Here is a 17,486-nt window from a genome sequence, read left to right as displayed (position 1 = left end):
ACGACTCATAAGGTTTCCTCTGGGCCGCGCGGCGCCGGATTGCGGGTGATAAACATCGCATCACCGTAGCTGAAAAAACGGTATCCATCGTCGATGGCGGCTTGATAAGCAGCCATGGTTTGCGGGTAACCGGCGAATGCCGAGACCAGCATCAACAGCGTGGATTCCGGCAAATGGAAATTGGTCACCAGGGCATCGACCACATGAAACGGCCGGCCTGGGTAGATAAAGATATCGGTGTCGCCACTGAACGGCTTGAGCACGCCATCGCGCGCTGCACTTTCCAGGGAGCGCACGCTGGTCGTTCCGACCGCCACTACACGCCCACCGCGCGCCTTGCACGCACTGACCGCATCGACAACTTCCTGGCTGACCTCCAGCCATTCGCTGTGCATATGATGGTCTTCGATGTTATCCACACGCACCGGCTGAAACGTCCCGGCCCCCACATGCAGGGTCACGTAGGCGGTCTCGACGCCCTTGGCGGCAATTGCGTCCAGCAGCGGCTGGTCAAAATGCAGCCCCGCAGTCGGCGCAGCCACGGCACCGAGGCGCTGGGAGTAAACCGTCTGATAACGCTCGCGATCCGAGTCTTCGTCGGGCCGGTCTATATAAGGAGGCAACGGCATATGGCCGACGCGCTCAAGCAGCGGCAATACCTCCTCGGCAAACTTGAGCTCGAACAACGCCTCATGGCGCGCCACCATCTCGGCTTCGCCACCACCATCGATCAAGATCATGGAACCCGGTTTCGGCGACTTGCTGGAGCGCACATGGGCCAGCACGCGGTGGCTATCCAGCACCCGCTCCACCAGAATTTCCAACTTGCCGCCGGAAGCTTTCTGGCCAAACAGCCGCGCCGGAATCACCCGGGTATTGTTAAACACCATCAAATCGCCCGGGCGCAAATGCTCAAGCAAATCAGTGAATTGACGGTGTGCAAGGGCACCGCTGACCCCGTCCAGGGTCAACAGTCGGCTGGCGCGACGCTCGGCCAAAGGATGGCGAGCGATCAGCGAATCCGGGAGTTCAAAAGTAAAGTCAGCAACGCGCATGATGGGGTTCGTCTAGCAGGGCCGCGAAGTTTAGCGGAAATAGTGAAAATAGACCATGAAACGTGATTGACCAACGGTAATCTCATCTCTATACTTCGCCGCCATTGAGCCCTGATGGCGGAATTGGTAGACGCGGCGGATTCAAAATCCGTTTTCGAAAGGAGTGGGAGTTCGAGTCTCCCTCGGGGCACCATCTTAAAAAAAGACCTTGAAATCCAAGGTCTTTTTTTTCGTCTGCAAAAAAGCACACGGCCAGCCAAACCATCCTCACCGCACGTCATCCACTGGGAAACGCAGCCTCCTGTGGGAGCTGACTTGCCTGCGCAGACGCCAGCCCCAACACCCTCAAATCATCGGCTTACGCACCAACAGATCTCCTCCTCTGCCCCCCATTCGACAACATTCCATCGACCACCGCCTTCGCCATTCCCCAGATAATGCGCAGACCAGCCGTAACGATCTGCCCCGTTGCCCGTCGCCGCATCCAACACCAGCATTTTTGAGCAATGAAGAAAATCGGAGGCATGCCCCAGCGCATCGCGAATGAGGCACCGGGATTGACGCGAAACAGAAGGTGGAGGTTCGGCTATTTGCCGCAGGTGTAGAAGGTAATGACGCGAACGTTTTTGTTGAGCGGCGGGTAATCATTGAGCACCTCTCAGGTGGCCGGAAGTGCCCTTCGGGCGAATGGGTAGCGCAGAAGGCTGACGGGAACGGCGACCTTCTGGCTTCAAACGAAAGCGAGTATGACGTCGCTCAAACGTGCAACGTCGATGACGGGAACTGAAAGAGTTGAGCCATGAGGACTTGATGAAAATCGAATGGCGATGGCCGTTAATGGTCATCGCCCTAGCGTTGCGATCTATGTAAAAACAGCTGGCCAAAGAATAAAAGCGGGAACTAACCAAACACCGCTACAGTTTGCCGGCTGAGTGCCAGCAATTGCCCATCGGGTGCCCAGAACGATACCGAACAGGCACTGTAACCTTCCAGTGCGAAATCAGTTGAGGCAGACATGGCGCACCAGGCATTGGCTGGAAGATTGATAAGCGGTTGTGGGAACTCCACACTCCACGTTAACGAACTGCCTTGCGCCAGGCCGCGGTGCTGGGAGAGTACCGCTGGCGGCCAGGCATCGAGCATCGTCAGTAACTGCGCTTGATCCAGCCTTGCATCACAGGCAGTGTCTTTCAGTTGTATCCATCCGCTCGTCGCCCTCGATGAGGCACCGGTGAATGGCATCCCGCCATCCCCCCAACGGATGTCGAAATGCTGCAGGTACCTAGGAGCCACATCAGGCAGCAAGGGCAAGGGTTCGCACTTTTCCAGCGGTGGCAATGCCGGCATCTGCGCAGCCGCAAGCATCAACGTCGATGGCCTGGCGACTCCAAAACAAGCATGGATGGATGTGACGGTCTGTTCCGACTGCACGGCCCGGCAGTGCAGTTGAGTAACCGCGCTACCTTCACGCAGAACTTCGGTCTCAAAAAAGAGAGGCTCGTTGACAGCCACAGGTCCTACGAATGTCAGCGATAAAGATCGTAGCGTGCGATCTCGAGGGACGAACTGACACATGGCTTCGTGTGCAAGTGCTGCGACAACACCACCGAAAGCAGCACGACCCTGGCTCCAACTGACAGGAATCATCACCGGGCGATGCTGCAGACGACTTGCTTCAATTAGCACTGATAGATTCATTATTCGTTCACCGTTTATATTAGGAACCCAATAATAAGTCAGTCCAAATTTACTCGCGACCGCTAGTCACTTCCACTATTAGAAGTGATAGTTGCATTTGAAAATTCATGAAGCAAAGTTATTGCAACTCGCCAATTAAAGTCACTTTGCGCGCAACAGCACAGGCGGATCTAATACTTTTGATAGTTACCTTTCAGGGAGGCAAGACAAATAATAAGCGCTTTGAAAAGGAGATAATAATGGCTATCGCAATTGGTCCCCGAACTGAGCTTGATGACGTACGCCTTGAGCAAATGCACAGGCTCCGTGCCAAAATTTTCAAGGATCGCAAACGTTGGGATGTGTCGATTATTGCTGACATGGAAATCGATGGTTACGACGCGCTAAACCCCTATTATCTGATTCTGGATGATGAGTCTGCCTCTGAGAGTTTGTTTGGATGCTGGCGGATCCTGCCGACCACTGGCCCCTATATGCTCAAAAATACCTTTCCCGAGCTGTTGTATGGTGCTCAAGCGCCCAATTGCGAACGCATATGGGAGTTAAGTCGCTTCGCGATCCTGTCACGAGAGATATCCCCTCAGGGCCTGTCACTTGATTCCATCATGGCCATCAGAGCACTGATCCAGTTCGCAATCGAGCGGGGGGTCGAACAGTTTGTGACAGTGACTACGCTTGGCGTGGAAAAACTACTGAGGCGAAAAGGTCTGGATATCAGTCGTTTTGGCCCAGCCATGCGCATCGGCATAGAGAACGCTATCGCCCTTCGAATAGAACTGAATGACGTCACTCGCCAATCCCTTTCCATGTGAAAGGGGGACTCGCATGAATGTGTTGAAGACATCCCAATAGGTGAATGCCGCGGCGAAATGTCGGCGTGGCACTAATCGACTATCAGTTCTGATAGTCGCCCCGCACGCGGGTTGACCTGTCGCAGGTGCCCCTATCAAATGTTCTATTTGGTTTCAGCCTCCACGGCTCTCCATTTAATGGAATGGGGGCTGAATGCTCGCCAAGTACCGAAGCAGAGGAATCAACGCTATGACTAAACGAATTGTAATTACTGGCATGGGCGCGGTATCCCCATTGGGTGTAGGCGTTGAACACAGTTGGAAGCGTCTGTTAGAGGGTAAGTCTGGCGTTAGAAAGATTGATCGAATGGGGGATCTGCCGGTTGAAATTGCCGGCACTGTGCCCGATATCAGCTCCGATCCCGAAGCCGGTTTCGATATCAACACTTTCGTCAATCCGAAAGACGCACGGCGCATGGATCGCTTCATCATTTTCGCCTTGGCCGCCGCCAGCGAGGCTCTTCGGCAATCAGGCTGGACGCCGATAACCGATGAAGACAAGGCACGCACGGCCACTATCATCGCCTCGGGAATCGGAGGACTGAATTACATTCGTGATGCAGTGAATTCGATCAACGAAAGTGGCGTACGTAAAGTTTCGCCTTTTACCGTTCCGGGTTTTTTGGTGAATATGGCCTCTGGACAAGTTTCCATCAAGTACGGCTTCAGGGGGCCGTTGGGAGCGCCTGCAACGGCATGCGCTGCTGGTGTGCAGGCGATTGGCGATGCGGTTCGCATGATCCAGAACGATGAAGCCGATGTCGCGATCTGTGGTGGTAGCGAGGCATGCATCAACGAAGTAAGCATCGGCGGGTTCGTCGCAGCCAAGGCAATGGCCACTACCTTCAACGACCGTCCACAAGAGGCTTCCCGTCCTTTCGATGCTGATCGCGCCGGGTTCATTATTGCAGAGGGTGCTGGGCTGATGGTCATCGAGACCCTGGAACACGCCTTGGCTCGAGGCGCCAAGCCTATTGCCGAAATTGTCGGTTATGGCACCAGCGCTGACGCCTACCATGTAACCGCTGCTCCTGCAGATGGCGCAGGCGCCCAAAGATGTATGCGGGTCGCTCTGAAACAAGCCGGTGTTGAACCAGGTGCGGTGAAGTACATCAACGCTCACTCAACTTCGACGATGATCGGAGACAAAGGCGAGCTTGCAGCTGTGAAGGCCGTTTTCGGTCCGAAGAACGTTGCTGTGTCTTCGACCAAGTCATCTACCGGCCACCTATTGGGTGCAGCCGGTGGACTGGCTGGTATTTTCACGGTCATGTCCCTGGTTAACCAAGTGGCGCCATTCAACCTCAACTGCCACCGACCTGATGAGGATGCTTTGGATGTCGATTTGGTGCTGGGCGAGCCGCGCTCGATAGAGATGGATTATGCACTTTGCAATGGCTTCGGATTCGGCGGAGTAAACGCCAGCCTGTTGTTCAAGGCATGGCGCGAGTAACACTTGCGCATGGTTCCTGATCGTCTCTGCTGGTCGCGGACCTGCCCCCCGCCCCCCACTTGAACTTTGGGTAGCATTTTACTGCCGGGCTTGCTCGGCAGCTCCCTCTTCCTGTAAAGAGTCGACTTGAGCGATTAGACGCACTTTCGGTAATGCCTTAGGTTATCCATTAACCAGGGCTTGCTGCCCCAGTATTTGCCGCAACGTCGTTTGCCGCAACGGTTTCACCAACTCCGTAAATCTACTCGTTTTACGCATCTGCTGCCGATACTTCCTCATAACCCTAGCTTCGTTATTGCTGTTACAGCAATGACCGATGATGAGTGCGTGCAATTTAAAACTGACCGACCAACTTGCTTTCATCCCTGCACAGCCAAACTTCAGACAGACTAGCAGTTATGCTAGTTGGCATGTATCTCGACAAGCACACAAACACCCTGCAAGAAATCTCGCACACCACGCTATTGCTGTGTCATGAGTACAGCATGCAGCATATGCTGCATATTGGTTGGTACTGTTCATTGTGATAGTCAACTGGCGACGCCCTTGACTTAAAAAATATCAACTGCAAACATAAACCAAACAAACAAAGGCAATAGTTAAAAATGAAATACGACCCACAGGAAGATAATTGTCCACTGCCTCACTCTCCGTTCAGAAGTTGTGTTGTTCCTCGTCCGATTGCTTGGATTTCCTCAGTTGATGAACAGGGCAATGATAATCTCGCACCTTTCAGTCAGTGCGGTATTCTTACATTTGATCCGCCTATGGTCATGTTTGCCGCCAATCATTACCCAACAGGTCAGCGAAAGGACTCCGCAGTCAATGCTGAAAAAACCGGCTGGTTTGTTTGGAACATGGCGACCGAAGCACTCAAGGAGGCCGTGAACATCTCGGCGATGATTGTGCCCTCCGACCAGAGTGAGTTCGAGTTGGCGGGCCTTGAAAAGATAAAAGCCGATCTTTCCGATGTGCCTATGGTAAAGGATAGTCCGTGTCATCTTGAGTGCCGCTATGTGTCGACGACTGTAATAAAGGGCAGCAGCGAACTTGGAACAGTGGACCTCATCATCGGCGAAGTGATTCGCGTGCATATCAATGATGAGTACATAAAATCTGATGGCTGTGTCGATATTGAAAAGGTTCGACCTATTGGAAGGATGGGCTATCTCGATTACACCGTGATTGATAACACGTTCTCCATGGAAGTGCCGATGTCCGATGAAATACGCGCCATCATGAGTGAAATCATGGCTGGTAGCGCCAAGAAAAATGAAACCACAGGAGTGGAATGATGAACGTTGAAACCGTGATTACTAATGTTATTGGGGAACTAACCGACTTCGATATCGACACCCTTACAGAGGACACCCTGATCAGCGACATTCACCTTGTCAGTCTCGATTACGTCAGCATTCAAGTTGCGCTTAAAAAAGAACTTGGCATCGCCATAGACGTTAATAAGCTTCCCGAAATAAACCTGAGCACCCTGGGCGATTTATATACGTTCTGCCGAAACGAGCAAGCTTGATCCAGCCCGTCGACATGACAACGGTAATACAGCTCGAGAGGGATGCGCAGTGCAAACTAAGAAAAGGGTAGTCGTCACGGGATTCGGCGCTGTCTGTGCCTTGGGTCGTAACACAGACGAAATCTGGGGTGCCATAAAAGACTATCAAATGGGTTATGCCCGACACCCGATGAACGATCAATCAGTCACGGCAAAGTTTTTTGGAAAGATCGAGTTTCCGATAGAGCTCAAGTCGGTACCGAAACGCATCGCCAAGAATCTTCCCCGCTTTGCGCGAATCGGCATGTCCGCTTCGGAGCAAGCATTGTGCTTGGCTTTTGGTGAGGATCCGGTGGCAGAGATGGACAAACACTATTCGCCCTTTGACCGGGGCGTAGTGTTGGGAACAGGGTGGGGAGGAGTCGACTCAACCATCGACAATAACGACATGTATGTCGAGTCGGGTCTCGCTTCTCCGCTCAGTACAATTTTTTCCATGCACAGCGTATGGACCGGGTCGGTTTCAATGGCCTGGAATATGAGGGGTTACCAGAACACGCTGGTGGCAGCCTGTGCCACAGGCAACATCGCAATCGGCGACGCATGCGAACTCATTCGTAACGGCAGGGCCAAATGCATGCTTGCCGGAGGCAGCGAGAGCATTACAGGAGACTACAACGTCTGGTCGGTGGATATCCTGGGGGCCTTGAGCAAGGAACAGGAAGACCCGGCAAAGGCTTGTTGTCCGTTCAGTAAGGGGCGAAGCGGATTTGTGTTGTCCGAAGGCAGCGCCGTGTTGGTACTCGAAGATCTGGATGAGGCGCTCAAGCGAGGCGCTACCATCTATGCCGAGATCGGTGGGTACGCCAACTATTCGGATGCTTACGATATCACCGCTCCGGCCGAGGATTTGCTGGGTCGAGCGATGTCGATCGAAAAGGCGATCGAGGATGCGGGTCTTAATGTATCGGACATCGACTACATCAATGCACACGGGACCTCGACTCAGCTCAATGATCTGAATGAGACCAATACCATCAAGAAGGTCTTTGGCGAGCGAGCAAGCTCGATTCCCATCTCCAGTACGAAATCGTATACCGGCCATCTGATCGCTGCAGCGGGTGCTATTGAAACTGTTTTCTGTATCAAGACCCTCCAGACCGGAATGGCGCCGGCAACGATCAATCTGGCGTGCCCCGATCCTCTTTGCGATCTTGATTACATCCCTAACGAACACCGGCATTTAGAGACGGTCGACAACGTACTGAACATCAACTACGGATTCGGCGGGGCCAATAGCTGCCTAGTTGTCAGAAGGTATTCGTGATATGCGTCGAAACTTTAATCATGAAGACCTGGAGAACTGGGCGGTATTTTCTGGCGATCGGAACCCAGTACATTTCGATGGCGATTTCGCCATCAAAAATGGTCACTCCGGGCGGATTGTTCATGGAATGCTTGCCATGTTGCCGCTCAAGAATCATCTGGCGCTCGAGGCTCCCATTTGTGCCCAGACTTGCGAGATAAAGCTGCATCTCAAGCATGCAGTGCCGATTGACCAGTTCGTAGACTACACACTCAGTCCTGTACAGAACATTAAAGTCAGCTCTGACGGGAAGTCGCTGTATACAGGCAGCGTGAAGGCCAGAAGCGCTTCGCAAGCTACTGCGGAGACAGCGTCGGACGAGCGTCGACCAATACTCGAGCGCTATTGCACCGAGGTGCTGGATAAAAAATACGAACTGTTGTCGACCCTTGTTGGCTCACATTTACATCCGAGCGTGTATTGGGACGCCATCCTATTTTCGATTTACATCGAAGACAACCGCAAGTCTGCGTTAGCCAGTGATGTTCAGCGTTTTCTCGCCAGAGAAGGTATATCCAGCAACCGCCCTTATGTCGTCTATCAGATCTCCCATGCGCTGACGCTGATAGATACCGACTGGACTCTGGCGCCAGGGTCGAACTACGAATCAATTGCTTACAGCGTTAAAGGCAAGGATCTGATCAGAGTCAACGATTCCATTTTTGCCTCTGTTGTCTTCACCTTGTACTCGCATGACCGACCGGTGCTGGCTGTAGAAATGGGATTGATCGCCAACCTGCTGGAGGAATCGGCATGAAGCGTAAATGGATATTCGTCACGGGTGGGTCTCGTGGCATCGGTGCAGAGATCGTGCGTTCGGCAAGCAGGAACTACGATGTTGTATTCACCTACAAGACCAGCATGATCGAAGCCAAGGCGCTGGCTGAACAATTGAATAATGAACCTGGTAATCGGGTAGAGGCGGTTCACTGCGATGTATCCGATGTGAGCCAGGTTGAAGATGTGGCGCAATCGCTTATTCAGCGCTATGGACCGCCTTATGCAGTGATCAACAATGCTGGGGTCGCTGAGGACAGCCTTTTCTCGAACCTTGATGAGCAAGCCCTGACCCATATATTCAGTCAAAACGTCTTTTCTGCATTTTCGGTTTCCCGAGCTTTTATCGGTTCGATGATGGGGGAGTCTGATGCTTGCATTATCAACATCAGCTCCGTTTCAGGAATCAAAGGCAATGTCGGCCAGTCAGCATATTCAGCCACCAAGGCCGCACTGATAGGCATGACCCGCTCGCTGGCTCTTGAAATGTCTCGATTTAATATGCGGGTCAACAGCATTGCCCCTGGCTATATCGAGACCGATATGACCCGGCATTTGAAAGACAGCGGTACGGGGCTGAAGAAGAGCATTCCGCTACGTCGTTTCGGAAGCACGGTTGAGGTAGCGTCATTGGTTGATTACCTACTAAGCGAGGGAGCAGCCTATATCACCGGCCAAACGCTGGTGATCGACGGCGGCCTAACTTGCTGATCGACTTTTTTATTAACCAAGCAATACCTGAGTTGCTCTCTGCCGGGCGACTCAATTCAGGGAGAATCTTGCATGTCAGGGATTAGCACCATCGTCAATTTCGGCTGCCTTTCCGACGAACAAAGGTGGGACGCACAACGGTATGAATGGAAATGGCTGGCCGAGCTCGATGAGCATGATCGGGATATTGTCAACTTGCTCGACTGCTTGTCGGATGGAGAGTTTTCCGGACAGGCATCAGCGGTACAGTTTCATGACCTATTGCTCAGTGAAATCCGTGAAGGTTATCCAAAAAGCCTGGCCAACGACTGGGGGCAGATTCTTGCCTATGTCAATATCATTGCCTATGAAGAAATGCGTCATGGCATCGCTCTTGCGACCGCCCACCATTACGTCTCTACCGGTGAGTTGAGTTATGTAGACAAACTTTCCGTCCGCGAATATTCGCAAAAGTACATCTGGTGCTATGAGGATCGAAAGTACTGGGATCTGTACAGCTATACATTTGCCCACCTATTTGGCGAAGTGGTCAATACTGAGTTGTACCGGGATGTACGCAGTCAGGTACACCACCCGGCCCTCCAGGCCCTAATAACCAACATTATGAAAGACGAGGCACGGCATACCCAGGCGTGGGCGGCTGTCATTGAAGAGTTGGTAAAGTCCGATCCTGAGCACCTGGAGCGTTCACTGGCGGTGATTGACGTCGGCCTTACCTATCATAATGCGATGGTCCACGAGACTTATTTTGAAGGGCAAAACAAATTGATGCAGTTGTTCCTACCGGCCAAGCGGGGAGAGGGAGCAGTGGATCGCATTGTGCGTAAAAAAACTCAGTTAATGGAGCAGATCTTCGGTAACCGAAGTCCGTACAGCCAGGAACAAATGCGTGCACAGCATGTTTCGTTTTTGGTCAAAGGGTTGGGACAGACCCGGGCGATTCATTCCCCGGAAAGTGAAGACGGGATTCTGTTTCTTCAGAACTGACAGTACCGAGCAGGCACTCGTCCAAGGACGAGCGCCTTTTCGCGATAGGCAGCCAGGACGCAACATGAGAATCAGAAGAATTCCATTCGATATAAGAAAGGCCATGAAAGTCGGGGCGGATTTTGATTTTCGCTGGGCGTACGACGAACAGACTTCTCTGGTGGGGTTGGGGTATTCCTTTTATCTGGAATACATTGAATACTTTTGTAATTTTGTCAGCAAACACTCCCGGGGGTTGATTGCCGATGAAGGGTTGCTGGACCTTGAGCACACCTTCCTGGTACAGGAAATGCACCACGCCAAAGCCCATAAATATCTGAATTCATTTCTTTGCCCAGGCAGTATATACAAGGATCAATTTCACCCTCGGGTATATCCCTACCTTCACGAGTTTCACGTAAATCACTACGAACCTATTTTGCAGAGGGTCGCCAAGGGAGAGCGTGAAGGCGTCAGGGATGCGTTGCTGAAAATTGCAGTATTTGAGAGCAAAAACTGTATTTCCAGTTTTATTTTTTTTGAACAGCTGTTTTCTGGAAAGAATTTCGCTCGCACTTGCAGCATTTCAGCGAACCTCGGGGTGCTCTACCTATTGGGTTACCACTTTGCAGAAGAAATAGAACATTGCGACGTCGCCATAGACGTCTATCAACATATCTATCAGGAGCCGGTCTGGAATAAGGATCGTGTCCGAACGCAAGTCATGCAAGTCAGCCACTCCGAACACGAAGCACTCGCCGCTGCGTTGTATTGCGCAAAACGCCTTGGTGTTGAAACTGACGCCCGACGCTTAACCGCGTCGCCTTTCATGTCTTATACCAAATCCAGGCAAATCGAGCTGATCGATGCTGACTTTGACTTAAATAGTCCGCAGATCTTAGAACAGCGCAAACACTATGTACAACAGTGGGATGAAGTTTGGGAGCCAGCGCTCAGAGAGCGCGTGCTCAGAGAAATCGAAAGCCGGACGTCTTGCGCATAAACAGCACAGCAACACATGAGTTTTATTAGTAAGGCACGACTGAGCCAGGCAGTTGTCGGTTGACGACTGCCTGCTTCAAAAATCCAGCAACCCCGTTTGCAAGGCTTTAACGATTGCCATTCTCCTCGACCCTACATTGAACTTTTTTCTGATTTTGGCAAAGTGATAATTAATGTTGGCTTCCGAACAACTGAGAATACGAGCAATTTCCCAAGTGGTTTTGCCAAATGCACTCCATTTGAGTATCTCCAACTCCCGATGCGTGAGCGCGACAGGCTCTTCAGCACTTTCCTTGCCAAGCAGGTTGAGAAACGTATCCAGGGCGTAGTCGCGGATAAGTGTCAGGTTGGGGAGCGTCCGTGCTAAATGGTGTTTAAGTTGCCGTTGCGGAGTAGCCTCGAAACGGGCACTCAACATCCCCACTTGGCCGGCAGCGCCATGAATAGGCAAACTGACACCTTGTGCCAGGCCAAATTTTTTGGCTTCCTCTCTGAAGTTCAGCTGCTGGACAGAGGTGTAGATATTATCGAACCACACAATGGGCACTGTCGAGGTTAAACAGTGAGAAACAACGGGGTCAATCCGAGCAAACTTCTCAGCGTCGTATTTCTGGCGCCAAGCTGCTGGATAGTCACTGAGGATAATGGCTTGGTCGTTATCAACATTATTGTTCGATTTGTACGCAAACAGCACGCTATCACAACCCAGCGCCGTGGTATTTATCTTGAGGGCTTCGAACCAGTCGCTCTTTCTCGACAAACCCGACATAATGAGAAGTTCGTCCAATGAAATCATGAATCATTCCTTTACTGATGTCGTGCATTCCGCATAACGGTTCCGATGCCCAGATGACTGCAATCGGGATTCGGCTATGGCAGCTGTATATCAACGGACTGACAATATCGCCGTCAGTGCGCTTTCTCTCTCATCGTGAGTGAGCCAAGGCCTGTTTTTGAGTATTGACCCTCGATCGACTGCAGCCGCGATTTTACATTATTGGAGAGTGGTAGATGCAACCACAAGTTAAATTTATTTCATAGTGCCATATAAGATCGCGCTGATCTCTAACCCACACGCCGGAAACATCAACTAGTTAGCACTATGGTTCTAACTCAACAAGACTGTTCTGTATGGAATGTTACGGCCTTTCCCAGAGGCTTCGAAGAGTAATATGCCTGTACACATATGGCTTCTCGTCACCCCCCTGCCAGCCATGGCGGAGAGGTCGTATACGAACGTTTGAATTACGCGGCGCCCTAGGCACCCCACCTATCTGCATACGCGTAGTAATTACCTGACCTGGTGCGCAAGTACTCGATGTCTTTTTTTTCTGTCGCAGAACAGTGATCATCGCCCTCCCCTAAAAGCACCGAGGAACCGAGACCATGGAATTGACGCTGGAAGCTGTTGCGCTCTTTGCACTCAAGCTGGTGCACGAGACCGACGGCAGCAGCCCGGTTTTACGCGATGATCCGGTGATGGATGGGTATGAGCGGGAAGTATTTGGATTGTTGGTGCGCCAGGGGGATTTGGCTGCAATTCAGTCGAAGCTGGATGAGTGCATTGCCCAGGCACTAAACAGCTTGGGCGGCGCCGACACGGTGCTCGGTCGTGAGCTGCAAAGACTTGCGCTGCAGGTTCAACAAACGTCAACGCTTGAGGAACTGGGCACACCACTCGACGCACTCAGGGACTACCTCAAGGCTATCCTTTAACGCGACGCGCCCTCACTGACACACTACAAGGCCCACCCATGATCGACTTCAACAACAAAGGCTTCTTCAAACTCAAGCAAAACAACGAATACGCCGAACGTGTTGCGTCCCTGTTGTTGGATGACGAACACGTAGTGGATGCGTACAAATCCATGCGCGATGGGGTGGTATTCACCACCAAGCGCATCATCGCCGTGAACGTGCAAGGGATAACCGGCAGCAAGAAGGATTTCACGTCACTGCCGTACAAGAATATTGTGGCCTACTCCGTGGAAACTTCCGGCACATTCGACTTGGACTCAGAGCTTGAAATCTACTTTTCATCCTTGGGCAAAGTGAAGTTTGAATTCACCGGCAAGACCTCCATCGTCGAAATCTCGCGGCTTATTTCCAAACACTTGCTCAACTGAGCCCGGCGCAAATGGTGAACACATGGCCAGATCGCCTCTGGTAAAAATCGACTTGAGCCACGTAGAAACATCCGACCAACTCCATTGCATGCTGGGCGCCACACTTGGTTTTCCAAACTGGTACGGTCGAAACTGGGATGCATTCTGGGACGCCATCACCGGGCTGGTCGAGATGCCAACAATGCTGCAACTGACCGGCTGGAGTGGTTTTGCGCAGCGTCTCCCGCGCGACGCGCAGCTTATGCAACAGTGCCTTGCGCAGATGGTGACCGAATACCCGGATCTGGCGCCGATGGTTCAGTACATCGATTAAAAACAGGGCAGCGGACGCGACATCTATTTCTACTGGTTATTAGCCATTCTAATTTTGCATTAGCTGAAATCATTAGAGCTAATCATCCCCAGCCGGTAGAAATGCCCTCACTTTCAGCGTTGCATTACCTGCCACTTCTCAAGGCTCATACTTTCCAAGGAACCATTGATGTCGTCTGTCCGCCCCTTGATTACCTCGCAAATCGCCGTCCTGGCTCCAGGCTTCAGGGCGTTGAGCATTTGTGTCGAAGCTGCCCCCCTCATCAATCCGGACTTTGCCCAGAAAGCCTTGGCCGACGCGTGCCAGGCAGTGATGAACGATGACCCGGCCTGGGCGCAAGCGCACCTGGGAGCCTGGGCCGAGGTATTTCGCGGATTCGGGGCCAAGCCGCAGCGCACGCCGTGCTCCGCCGAGGCCTTGCGCAAGCGAGTGCTGCGAGGTGGCGGGCTGCCGCCGATTGATCCAATCGTCGACCTCTACAACGCGATCAGCCTTGAGTATGCAATACCCGTCGGCGGCGAGAATCTCGCGGCCTATGTCGGCACGCCTAGGTTGGTGATCGCCGATGGCGATGAACTGTTCGATGCGGTCAAGGATGGGCAGATCGTCAATGAGTCCCCGGAGCCGGGAGAGGTGATCTGGCGTGACGATATGGGCGTAACCTGCCGGCGCTGGAACTGGCGCCAGGGCGTCAGGACTCGCTTGAGTTCGGACGCGACCCGGATGTGGTTCATCCTGGAAAGCCTCCCACAGATGCCGCTCGATGCGCTACAAGAGGCTGGCGGGCGTTTGGTTGAAGGGCTTGGGGTGATGATGCCGGGGACGCTTATCGAGCAGGAGCTCATCGGCCCGGATGCGGGATAAGCAGCCCGCGAAATAGCGCCTGGCTCCGCCCTTTGTGGAGCCGGTGATTTTTCCACGCGCAGCATCGAACAAAGCCAATTTCAGCTCCCTCCCCCCGCGTAGGTTCACTCCCTCGCCCCCCAGACGAAGATCCAGCGGCGCGAGCAGGGAATATCGAGCCTTCAAATCAGTTCAGGCACAAAACCCACCTTTGTTCATTCAGGCTCCACTATCGGCCCAACCAATCCATCCCCCCAATCTATCGATTTGAGCTATCTCCTACCCTCCCTGACTATGGCGCCACTTCCAACAATAAAAATCAGGAACCCGCCATGAATGCCCGATTCCATAACCCGGTAGACACCCGTTTCGGCTGGGGCTGCCTGCAAGACCTGGTCAATATCACCGAGCACCAGACTGTCGCCCTTGTCACCTTTCCCGAAGCGCGTGGCCTGGGTTTGATCGAGCGGATTCAAGCGCTGCTGGGGGATCGCCTGGTGTATGTGATCGAGGACGTGCAACCCAACCCCGACGTCGCGCAACTGCGGGAAACCTACGAGCGTTTCTGGCTGCAGGCCGCAGCGTGTGACGTGGTACTGGCAGTGGGTGGCGGCAGCGCGATTGATACGGCCAAGGCATTGATCGTGGGTACCGAATCCGGGCAGTTCGATGAGTTGCTGGCGCAGCTGGCAACGGGCCAGCCCTTCGTGCCCACGCACTACAAGACGCTGATCGCGGCGCCCACCACGGCGGGCACCGGCAGCGAGGTGACACCCTGGGCGACGATCTGGGACTCGGGCAGCCACAAGAAGTATTCACTGCACCTGGATTGCACTTGGCCGAAAGTGGCGATTATCGATCCGCAATTGATGCTCACCGTACCAGCCGGAGTCACGGTATCCACCGGGCTGGATGCACTCTCCCATGCGTTGGAGTCGATCTGGAATATCAACGCCAACCCGGTGTCGGACACGTTTGCAGTGTCTGCCATCGAGGACATTCTGGAGTGCCTGCCGCTGCTTCATCGCGACCTGGGCAGCCAGGAGTTGCGGTCACGCATGGCGTTGGCAGCGCTCAAGGCCGGCCTGGCGTTTTCCAATACCAAGACCGCGCTGGCCCATTCCATTTCCTACGAGATGACCCTGCACCACGGCCTGCCCCATGGCATCGCCTGCTCTTTCACCCTGCCATTGGTTCTCGGGCTGGCATGGGGACATGACGCGGCGCGTGATCGCACCTTGCACCGGGTGTTCGGCGCGGACTTGCCCAAGGCCCAGGCACAGTTGCGCGACTTTCTCCACAGCCTGGAGGTCAAGACCGAGTTTGCCGACTACGGCGTAACGCCAACCGAAGCCCAAGCGATGATCCGCTTCGCCATGCAAGGTGCGCGCGGCAAGAACTTCATCGGCTCGCAAGCGGCCTAGACCCAGCGTAATTCGGTCGTTTCCTGCTGCACCTGTAAAGCGTGCCCCCCTGCGGCTGCGGTCGTCGGGGCGAATAACAATAAGGAAAACATCATGAATCGTGCACATACCCTGTCTGGCCCTGCTGTGCGCAGCGCTTCGTTCCGAGTTGCCCAGTGGCGCATGCTATTGGCGGCGATGTTTTGTTATCTGTTTTTCTACACCGGACGGCAAACCTTTGGTTTCGCCATTCCGGGGATCCAGGCCGAGTTCGGCTTTACCAAGGAACACCTTGGATGGGTATCGGCCGTCATGCTCTGGGCCTATGCCATCGGCCAGGCGATCAACGGCAATCTTGCCGACAAGTTTGGTGGACGGCGCATCATGACCGCCGGTGCCGTGCTGTCCTGCGCGGCCAACTGGGTGACCAGTTTTGCCAGCAACTTTGCCGCGCTGATCCTGCCCTGGGGCATCAATGGTTATTTTCAGGCCTTGGGTTGGGCACCGGGCAGCCGGCTGATTTCCAACTGGTGGAGTGCCGGCGAGCGCGGCAAGGTCTACGGCTTGTACGTTTTCGCCGCGGGCTGCGCCTCGGTGCTGTCCTATGTCACCTCTATCGTAGTGCTGGAAGTGCTGCAACTGGAGTGGCGCTGGATCTTCCGCCTGCCGGTGTTGCTGATGTTGGCCGGTGGCATCCTGTTTTACCTGGTGGCCCGTGAGCGCCCACAGGATTTAGGCTTCGAGCCGCTGGACAACACCGGCGTGGCCAACGCCGATGACAAAGGCCATGAAGTCGCCCACGGTGAAGAGGAAACCTCGGCCCAACGCTACAAGGCCGTGTTGAAAAATGCGCGACTGATCATCGCCGCGGTCTCCCTGGGTTTCCAGAACGCGGCGCGCTACGGCCTGATCGTATGGGTGCCGGTGCATTTCCTCGGCGCCAACTGGAAAAGCGGCGACAGCATGATCGATCCGAAGTGGATCACCGTCGCCCTGCCAGTGGGCATGGCCATCGGCGCCCTGAGCAACGGTTGGGTCTCGGACAAGCTGTTCGGCTCCAAGCGCTACCTGGCGATCATGCTCTACATGTTCCTGGGCGCCGCCACCAGCCTGTGGATGTGGAGCCTGCCGCCACACAGCGCAGTCGGCGTGGTGGCGTTGTTCCTGTGCGGGTTCTTCGTGTATGGCCCGGCCTCGAGTTTCTGGGCGCTGTGCCCAGACCTGGTGGGCGCCAAGCGTGCTGGCACGGCGACCGGTGTGATGAACTTTTCGTCTTATCTGTTCGCCGGCCTGGCGGAACCGCTGATCGGCAGTATGCTCGACAGTACCGGCAATACGTCGCTGATCTTCATCGTCGTCACCTCGGCCTGCCTGTGCAGTGCGGTTGTGGCCTTGTTTATCCGCCGTTGATG

The 17,486-nt window shown here is 53.8% G+C and carries 19 protein-coding genes, 1 tRNA gene and 1 pseudogene; 16 read left to right on the top strand and 5 right to left on the bottom strand.

Annotated features, from left to right (window positions below; all coding sequences use genetic code 11):
- Window positions 1–5: 5 nt before the first annotated feature.
- On the bottom strand, window positions 6–1,055 hold the full coding sequence (gene queA / locus OQ460_RS05140; protein WP_410020801.1) for a tRNA preQ1(34) S-adenosylmethionine ribosyltransferase-isomerase QueA: 1,050 nt from the start codon (window positions 1,053–1,055) through the stop codon (window positions 6–8).
- A 108-nt stretch (window positions 1,056–1,163) separates the two neighbouring features.
- Here queA and OQ460_RS05135 point away from each other — a divergent pair.
- A tRNA-Leu gene (locus tag OQ460_RS05135) sits at window positions 1,164–1,248 on the top strand.
- A 157-nt stretch (window positions 1,249–1,405) separates the two neighbouring features.
- On the opposite strand, the gene OQ460_RS05130 is transcribed toward OQ460_RS05135, so the two are convergent.
- The 3 genes and pseudogenes from OQ460_RS05130 to OQ460_RS05120 all read right to left on the bottom strand — a co-directional run.
- Window positions 1,406–1,588, bottom strand: a complete 183-nt coding sequence (locus OQ460_RS05130; protein WP_410021929.1) for a DUF3077 domain-containing protein — start codon at window positions 1,586–1,588, stop codon at window positions 1,406–1,408.
- A gap of 367 nt (window positions 1,589–1,955) precedes the next feature.
- Window positions 1,956–2,420: an acyl-CoA thioesterase gene (locus OQ460_RS05125; protein ID WP_410021928.1), complete on the bottom strand. Its 465-nt coding sequence runs from the start codon at window positions 2,418–2,420 to the stop codon at window positions 1,956–1,958.
- Window positions 2,421–2,453: 33 nt separating this feature from the next.
- Window positions 2,454–2,702 (bottom strand): annotated as a pseudogene (locus tag OQ460_RS05120) (acyl-CoA thioesterase domain-containing protein); the annotation flags it as partial.
- 290 nt (window positions 2,703–2,992) lie between these two features.
- Here OQ460_RS05120 and OQ460_RS05115 point away from each other — a divergent pair.
- The 9 genes from OQ460_RS05115 (at window position 2,993) to OQ460_RS05075 (ending at window position 11,390) form a co-directional block, all read left to right on the top strand.
- Window positions 2,993–3,565, top strand: coding sequence for an acyl-homoserine-lactone synthase (locus tag OQ460_RS05115; RefSeq protein ID WP_410020800.1), 573 nt, complete (start codon window positions 2,993–2,995; stop codon window positions 3,563–3,565).
- 229 nt (window positions 3,566–3,794) lie between these two features.
- The gene (fabF, locus tag OQ460_RS05110; protein WP_410020799.1) at window positions 3,795–5,057 is read left to right on the top strand and encodes a beta-ketoacyl-ACP synthase II; all 1,263 of its coding nucleotides are present in this window, start codon (window positions 3,795–3,797) and stop codon (window positions 5,055–5,057) included.
- A 605-nt stretch (window positions 5,058–5,662) separates the two neighbouring features.
- A complete protein-coding gene (locus OQ460_RS05105; RefSeq protein ID WP_410020798.1) occupies window positions 5,663–6,352 on the top strand; it encodes a flavin reductase family protein in 690 nt (229 codons plus the stop codon).
- Complete coding sequence (locus OQ460_RS05100; RefSeq protein WP_410020797.1) at window positions 6,349–6,588, top strand: acyl carrier protein; 240 nt, start codon at window positions 6,349–6,351, stop codon at window positions 6,586–6,588. The genes OQ460_RS05105 and OQ460_RS05100 overlap by 4 nt, the downstream gene beginning before the upstream one ends.
- A gap of 49 nt (window positions 6,589–6,637) precedes the next feature.
- On the top strand, window positions 6,638–7,894 hold the full coding sequence (locus tag OQ460_RS05095) for a beta-ketoacyl-[acyl-carrier-protein] synthase family protein (protein WP_410020796.1): 1,257 nt from the start codon (window positions 6,638–6,640) through the stop codon (window positions 7,892–7,894).
- Window position 7,895: 1 nt separating this feature from the next.
- Window positions 7,896–8,690 (top strand): MaoC/PaaZ C-terminal domain-containing protein, encoded by a 795-nt coding sequence (locus OQ460_RS05090; RefSeq protein ID WP_410020795.1) that lies wholly within the window; start codon window positions 7,896–7,898, stop codon window positions 8,688–8,690.
- Window positions 8,687–9,421 carry an SDR family NAD(P)-dependent oxidoreductase gene (locus OQ460_RS05085; protein ID WP_410020794.1) on the top strand — a complete coding sequence of 245 codons (735 nt, stop codon included), beginning with the start codon at window positions 8,687–8,689 and terminating at the stop codon, window positions 9,419–9,421. The genes OQ460_RS05090 and OQ460_RS05085 overlap by 4 nt, the downstream gene beginning before the upstream one ends.
- Window positions 9,422–9,493: 72 nt before the next feature.
- On the top strand, window positions 9,494–10,408 hold the full coding sequence (locus tag OQ460_RS05080; RefSeq protein WP_410020793.1) for a hypothetical protein: 915 nt from the start codon (window positions 9,494–9,496) through the stop codon (window positions 10,406–10,408).
- A 64-nt stretch (window positions 10,409–10,472) separates the two neighbouring features.
- On the top strand, window positions 10,473–11,390 hold the full coding sequence (locus OQ460_RS05075) for a metal-dependent hydrolase (RefSeq protein WP_410020792.1): 918 nt from the start codon (window positions 10,473–10,475) through the stop codon (window positions 11,388–11,390).
- A 75-nt stretch (window positions 11,391–11,465) separates the two neighbouring features.
- On the opposite strand, the gene OQ460_RS05070 is transcribed toward OQ460_RS05075, so the two are convergent.
- Window positions 11,466–12,185 carry an autoinducer binding domain-containing protein gene (locus tag OQ460_RS05070; protein ID WP_410020791.1) on the bottom strand — a complete coding sequence of 240 codons (720 nt, stop codon included), beginning with the start codon at window positions 12,183–12,185 and terminating at the stop codon, window positions 11,466–11,468.
- Between the two features lie 590 nt (window positions 12,186–12,775).
- Between OQ460_RS05070 and OQ460_RS05065 the strand changes: the two genes are divergently transcribed.
- The 6 genes from OQ460_RS05065 (at window position 12,776) to OQ460_RS05040 (ending at window position 17,484) form a co-directional block, all read left to right on the top strand.
- Window positions 12,776–13,105 carry a hypothetical protein gene (locus OQ460_RS05065; RefSeq protein ID WP_410020790.1) on the top strand — a complete coding sequence of 110 codons (330 nt, stop codon included), beginning with the start codon at window positions 12,776–12,778 and terminating at the stop codon, window positions 13,103–13,105.
- A gap of 38 nt (window positions 13,106–13,143) precedes the next feature.
- Complete coding sequence (locus OQ460_RS05060; protein WP_410020789.1) at window positions 13,144–13,515, top strand: PH domain-containing protein; 372 nt, start codon at window positions 13,144–13,146, stop codon at window positions 13,513–13,515.
- 22 nt (window positions 13,516–13,537) lie between these two features.
- Window positions 13,538–13,828 carry a barstar family protein gene (locus OQ460_RS05055; RefSeq protein WP_410020788.1) on the top strand — a complete coding sequence of 97 codons (291 nt, stop codon included), beginning with the start codon at window positions 13,538–13,540 and terminating at the stop codon, window positions 13,826–13,828.
- A gap of 168 nt (window positions 13,829–13,996) precedes the next feature.
- Window positions 13,997–14,692 carry a B3/4 domain-containing protein gene (locus OQ460_RS05050; protein WP_410020787.1) on the top strand — a complete coding sequence of 232 codons (696 nt, stop codon included), beginning with the start codon at window positions 13,997–13,999 and terminating at the stop codon, window positions 14,690–14,692.
- A 311-nt stretch (window positions 14,693–15,003) separates the two neighbouring features.
- Window positions 15,004–16,095 (top strand): iron-containing alcohol dehydrogenase PsrA, encoded by a 1,092-nt coding sequence (gene psrA, locus OQ460_RS05045; protein ID WP_410020786.1) that lies wholly within the window; start codon window positions 15,004–15,006, stop codon window positions 16,093–16,095.
- Window positions 16,096–16,188: 93 nt separating this feature from the next.
- Window positions 16,189–17,484, top strand: a complete 1,296-nt coding sequence (locus OQ460_RS05040) for an MFS transporter (RefSeq protein ID WP_410020785.1) — start codon at window positions 16,189–16,191, stop codon at window positions 17,482–17,484.
- Window positions 17,485–17,486: the final 2 nt, after the last annotated feature.

It is taken from the genome of Pseudomonas imrae (assembly GCF_046352735.2).
Classification (GTDB): Bacteria; Pseudomonadota; Gammaproteobacteria; order Pseudomonadales; family Pseudomonadaceae; genus Aquipseudomonas; species Aquipseudomonas imrae.
The sequence above is the reverse complement of the archived record's forward strand: the minus strand, read 5'-3'. Positions and strand labels throughout refer to the sequence as shown.

What these genes read in the sequence shown, in the direction of transcription:
- queA (WP_410020801.1), bottom strand. Translation starts at nt 1,055, where the DNA reads ATGCGCGTTGCTGACTTTACTTTTGAACTCCCGGATTCGCTGATCGCT.
- OQ460_RS05125 (WP_410021928.1), bottom strand. Translation starts at nt 2,420, where the DNA reads ATGCTTGCGGCTGCGCAGATGCCGGCATTGCCACCGCTGGAAAAGTGC.
- OQ460_RS05115 (WP_410020800.1), top strand. Translation starts at nt 2,993, where the DNA reads ATGGCTATCGCAATTGGTCCCCGAACTGAGCTTGATGACGTACGCCTT.
- fabF (WP_410020799.1), top strand. Translation starts at nt 3,795, where the DNA reads ATGACTAAACGAATTGTAATTACTGGCATGGGCGCGGTATCCCCATTG.
- OQ460_RS05105 (WP_410020798.1), top strand. Translation starts at nt 5,663, where the DNA reads ATGAAATACGACCCACAGGAAGATAATTGTCCACTGCCTCACTCTCCG.
- OQ460_RS05100 (WP_410020797.1), top strand. Translation starts at nt 6,349, where the DNA reads ATGATGAACGTTGAAACCGTGATTACTAATGTTATTGGGGAACTAACC.
- OQ460_RS05090 (WP_410020795.1), top strand. Translation starts at nt 7,896, where the DNA reads ATGCGTCGAAACTTTAATCATGAAGACCTGGAGAACTGGGCGGTATTT.
- OQ460_RS05085 (WP_410020794.1), top strand. Translation starts at nt 8,687, where the DNA reads ATGAAGCGTAAATGGATATTCGTCACGGGTGGGTCTCGTGGCATCGGT.
- OQ460_RS05080 (WP_410020793.1), top strand. Translation starts at nt 9,494, where the DNA reads ATGTCAGGGATTAGCACCATCGTCAATTTCGGCTGCCTTTCCGACGAA.
- OQ460_RS05075 (WP_410020792.1), top strand. Translation starts at nt 10,473, where the DNA reads ATGAGAATCAGAAGAATTCCATTCGATATAAGAAAGGCCATGAAAGTC.
- OQ460_RS05070 (WP_410020791.1), bottom strand. Translation starts at nt 12,185, where the DNA reads ATGATTTCATTGGACGAACTTCTCATTATGTCGGGTTTGTCGAGAAAG.
- OQ460_RS05065 (WP_410020790.1), top strand. Translation starts at nt 12,776, where the DNA reads ATGGAATTGACGCTGGAAGCTGTTGCGCTCTTTGCACTCAAGCTGGTG.
- OQ460_RS05060 (WP_410020789.1), top strand. Translation starts at nt 13,144, where the DNA reads ATGATCGACTTCAACAACAAAGGCTTCTTCAAACTCAAGCAAAACAAC.
- OQ460_RS05055 (WP_410020788.1), top strand. Translation starts at nt 13,538, where the DNA reads ATGGCCAGATCGCCTCTGGTAAAAATCGACTTGAGCCACGTAGAAACA.
- OQ460_RS05050 (WP_410020787.1), top strand. Translation starts at nt 13,997, where the DNA reads ATGTCGTCTGTCCGCCCCTTGATTACCTCGCAAATCGCCGTCCTGGCT.
- psrA (WP_410020786.1), top strand. Translation starts at nt 15,004, where the DNA reads ATGAATGCCCGATTCCATAACCCGGTAGACACCCGTTTCGGCTGGGGC.
- OQ460_RS05040 (WP_410020785.1), top strand. Translation starts at nt 16,189, where the DNA reads ATGAATCGTGCACATACCCTGTCTGGCCCTGCTGTGCGCAGCGCTTCG.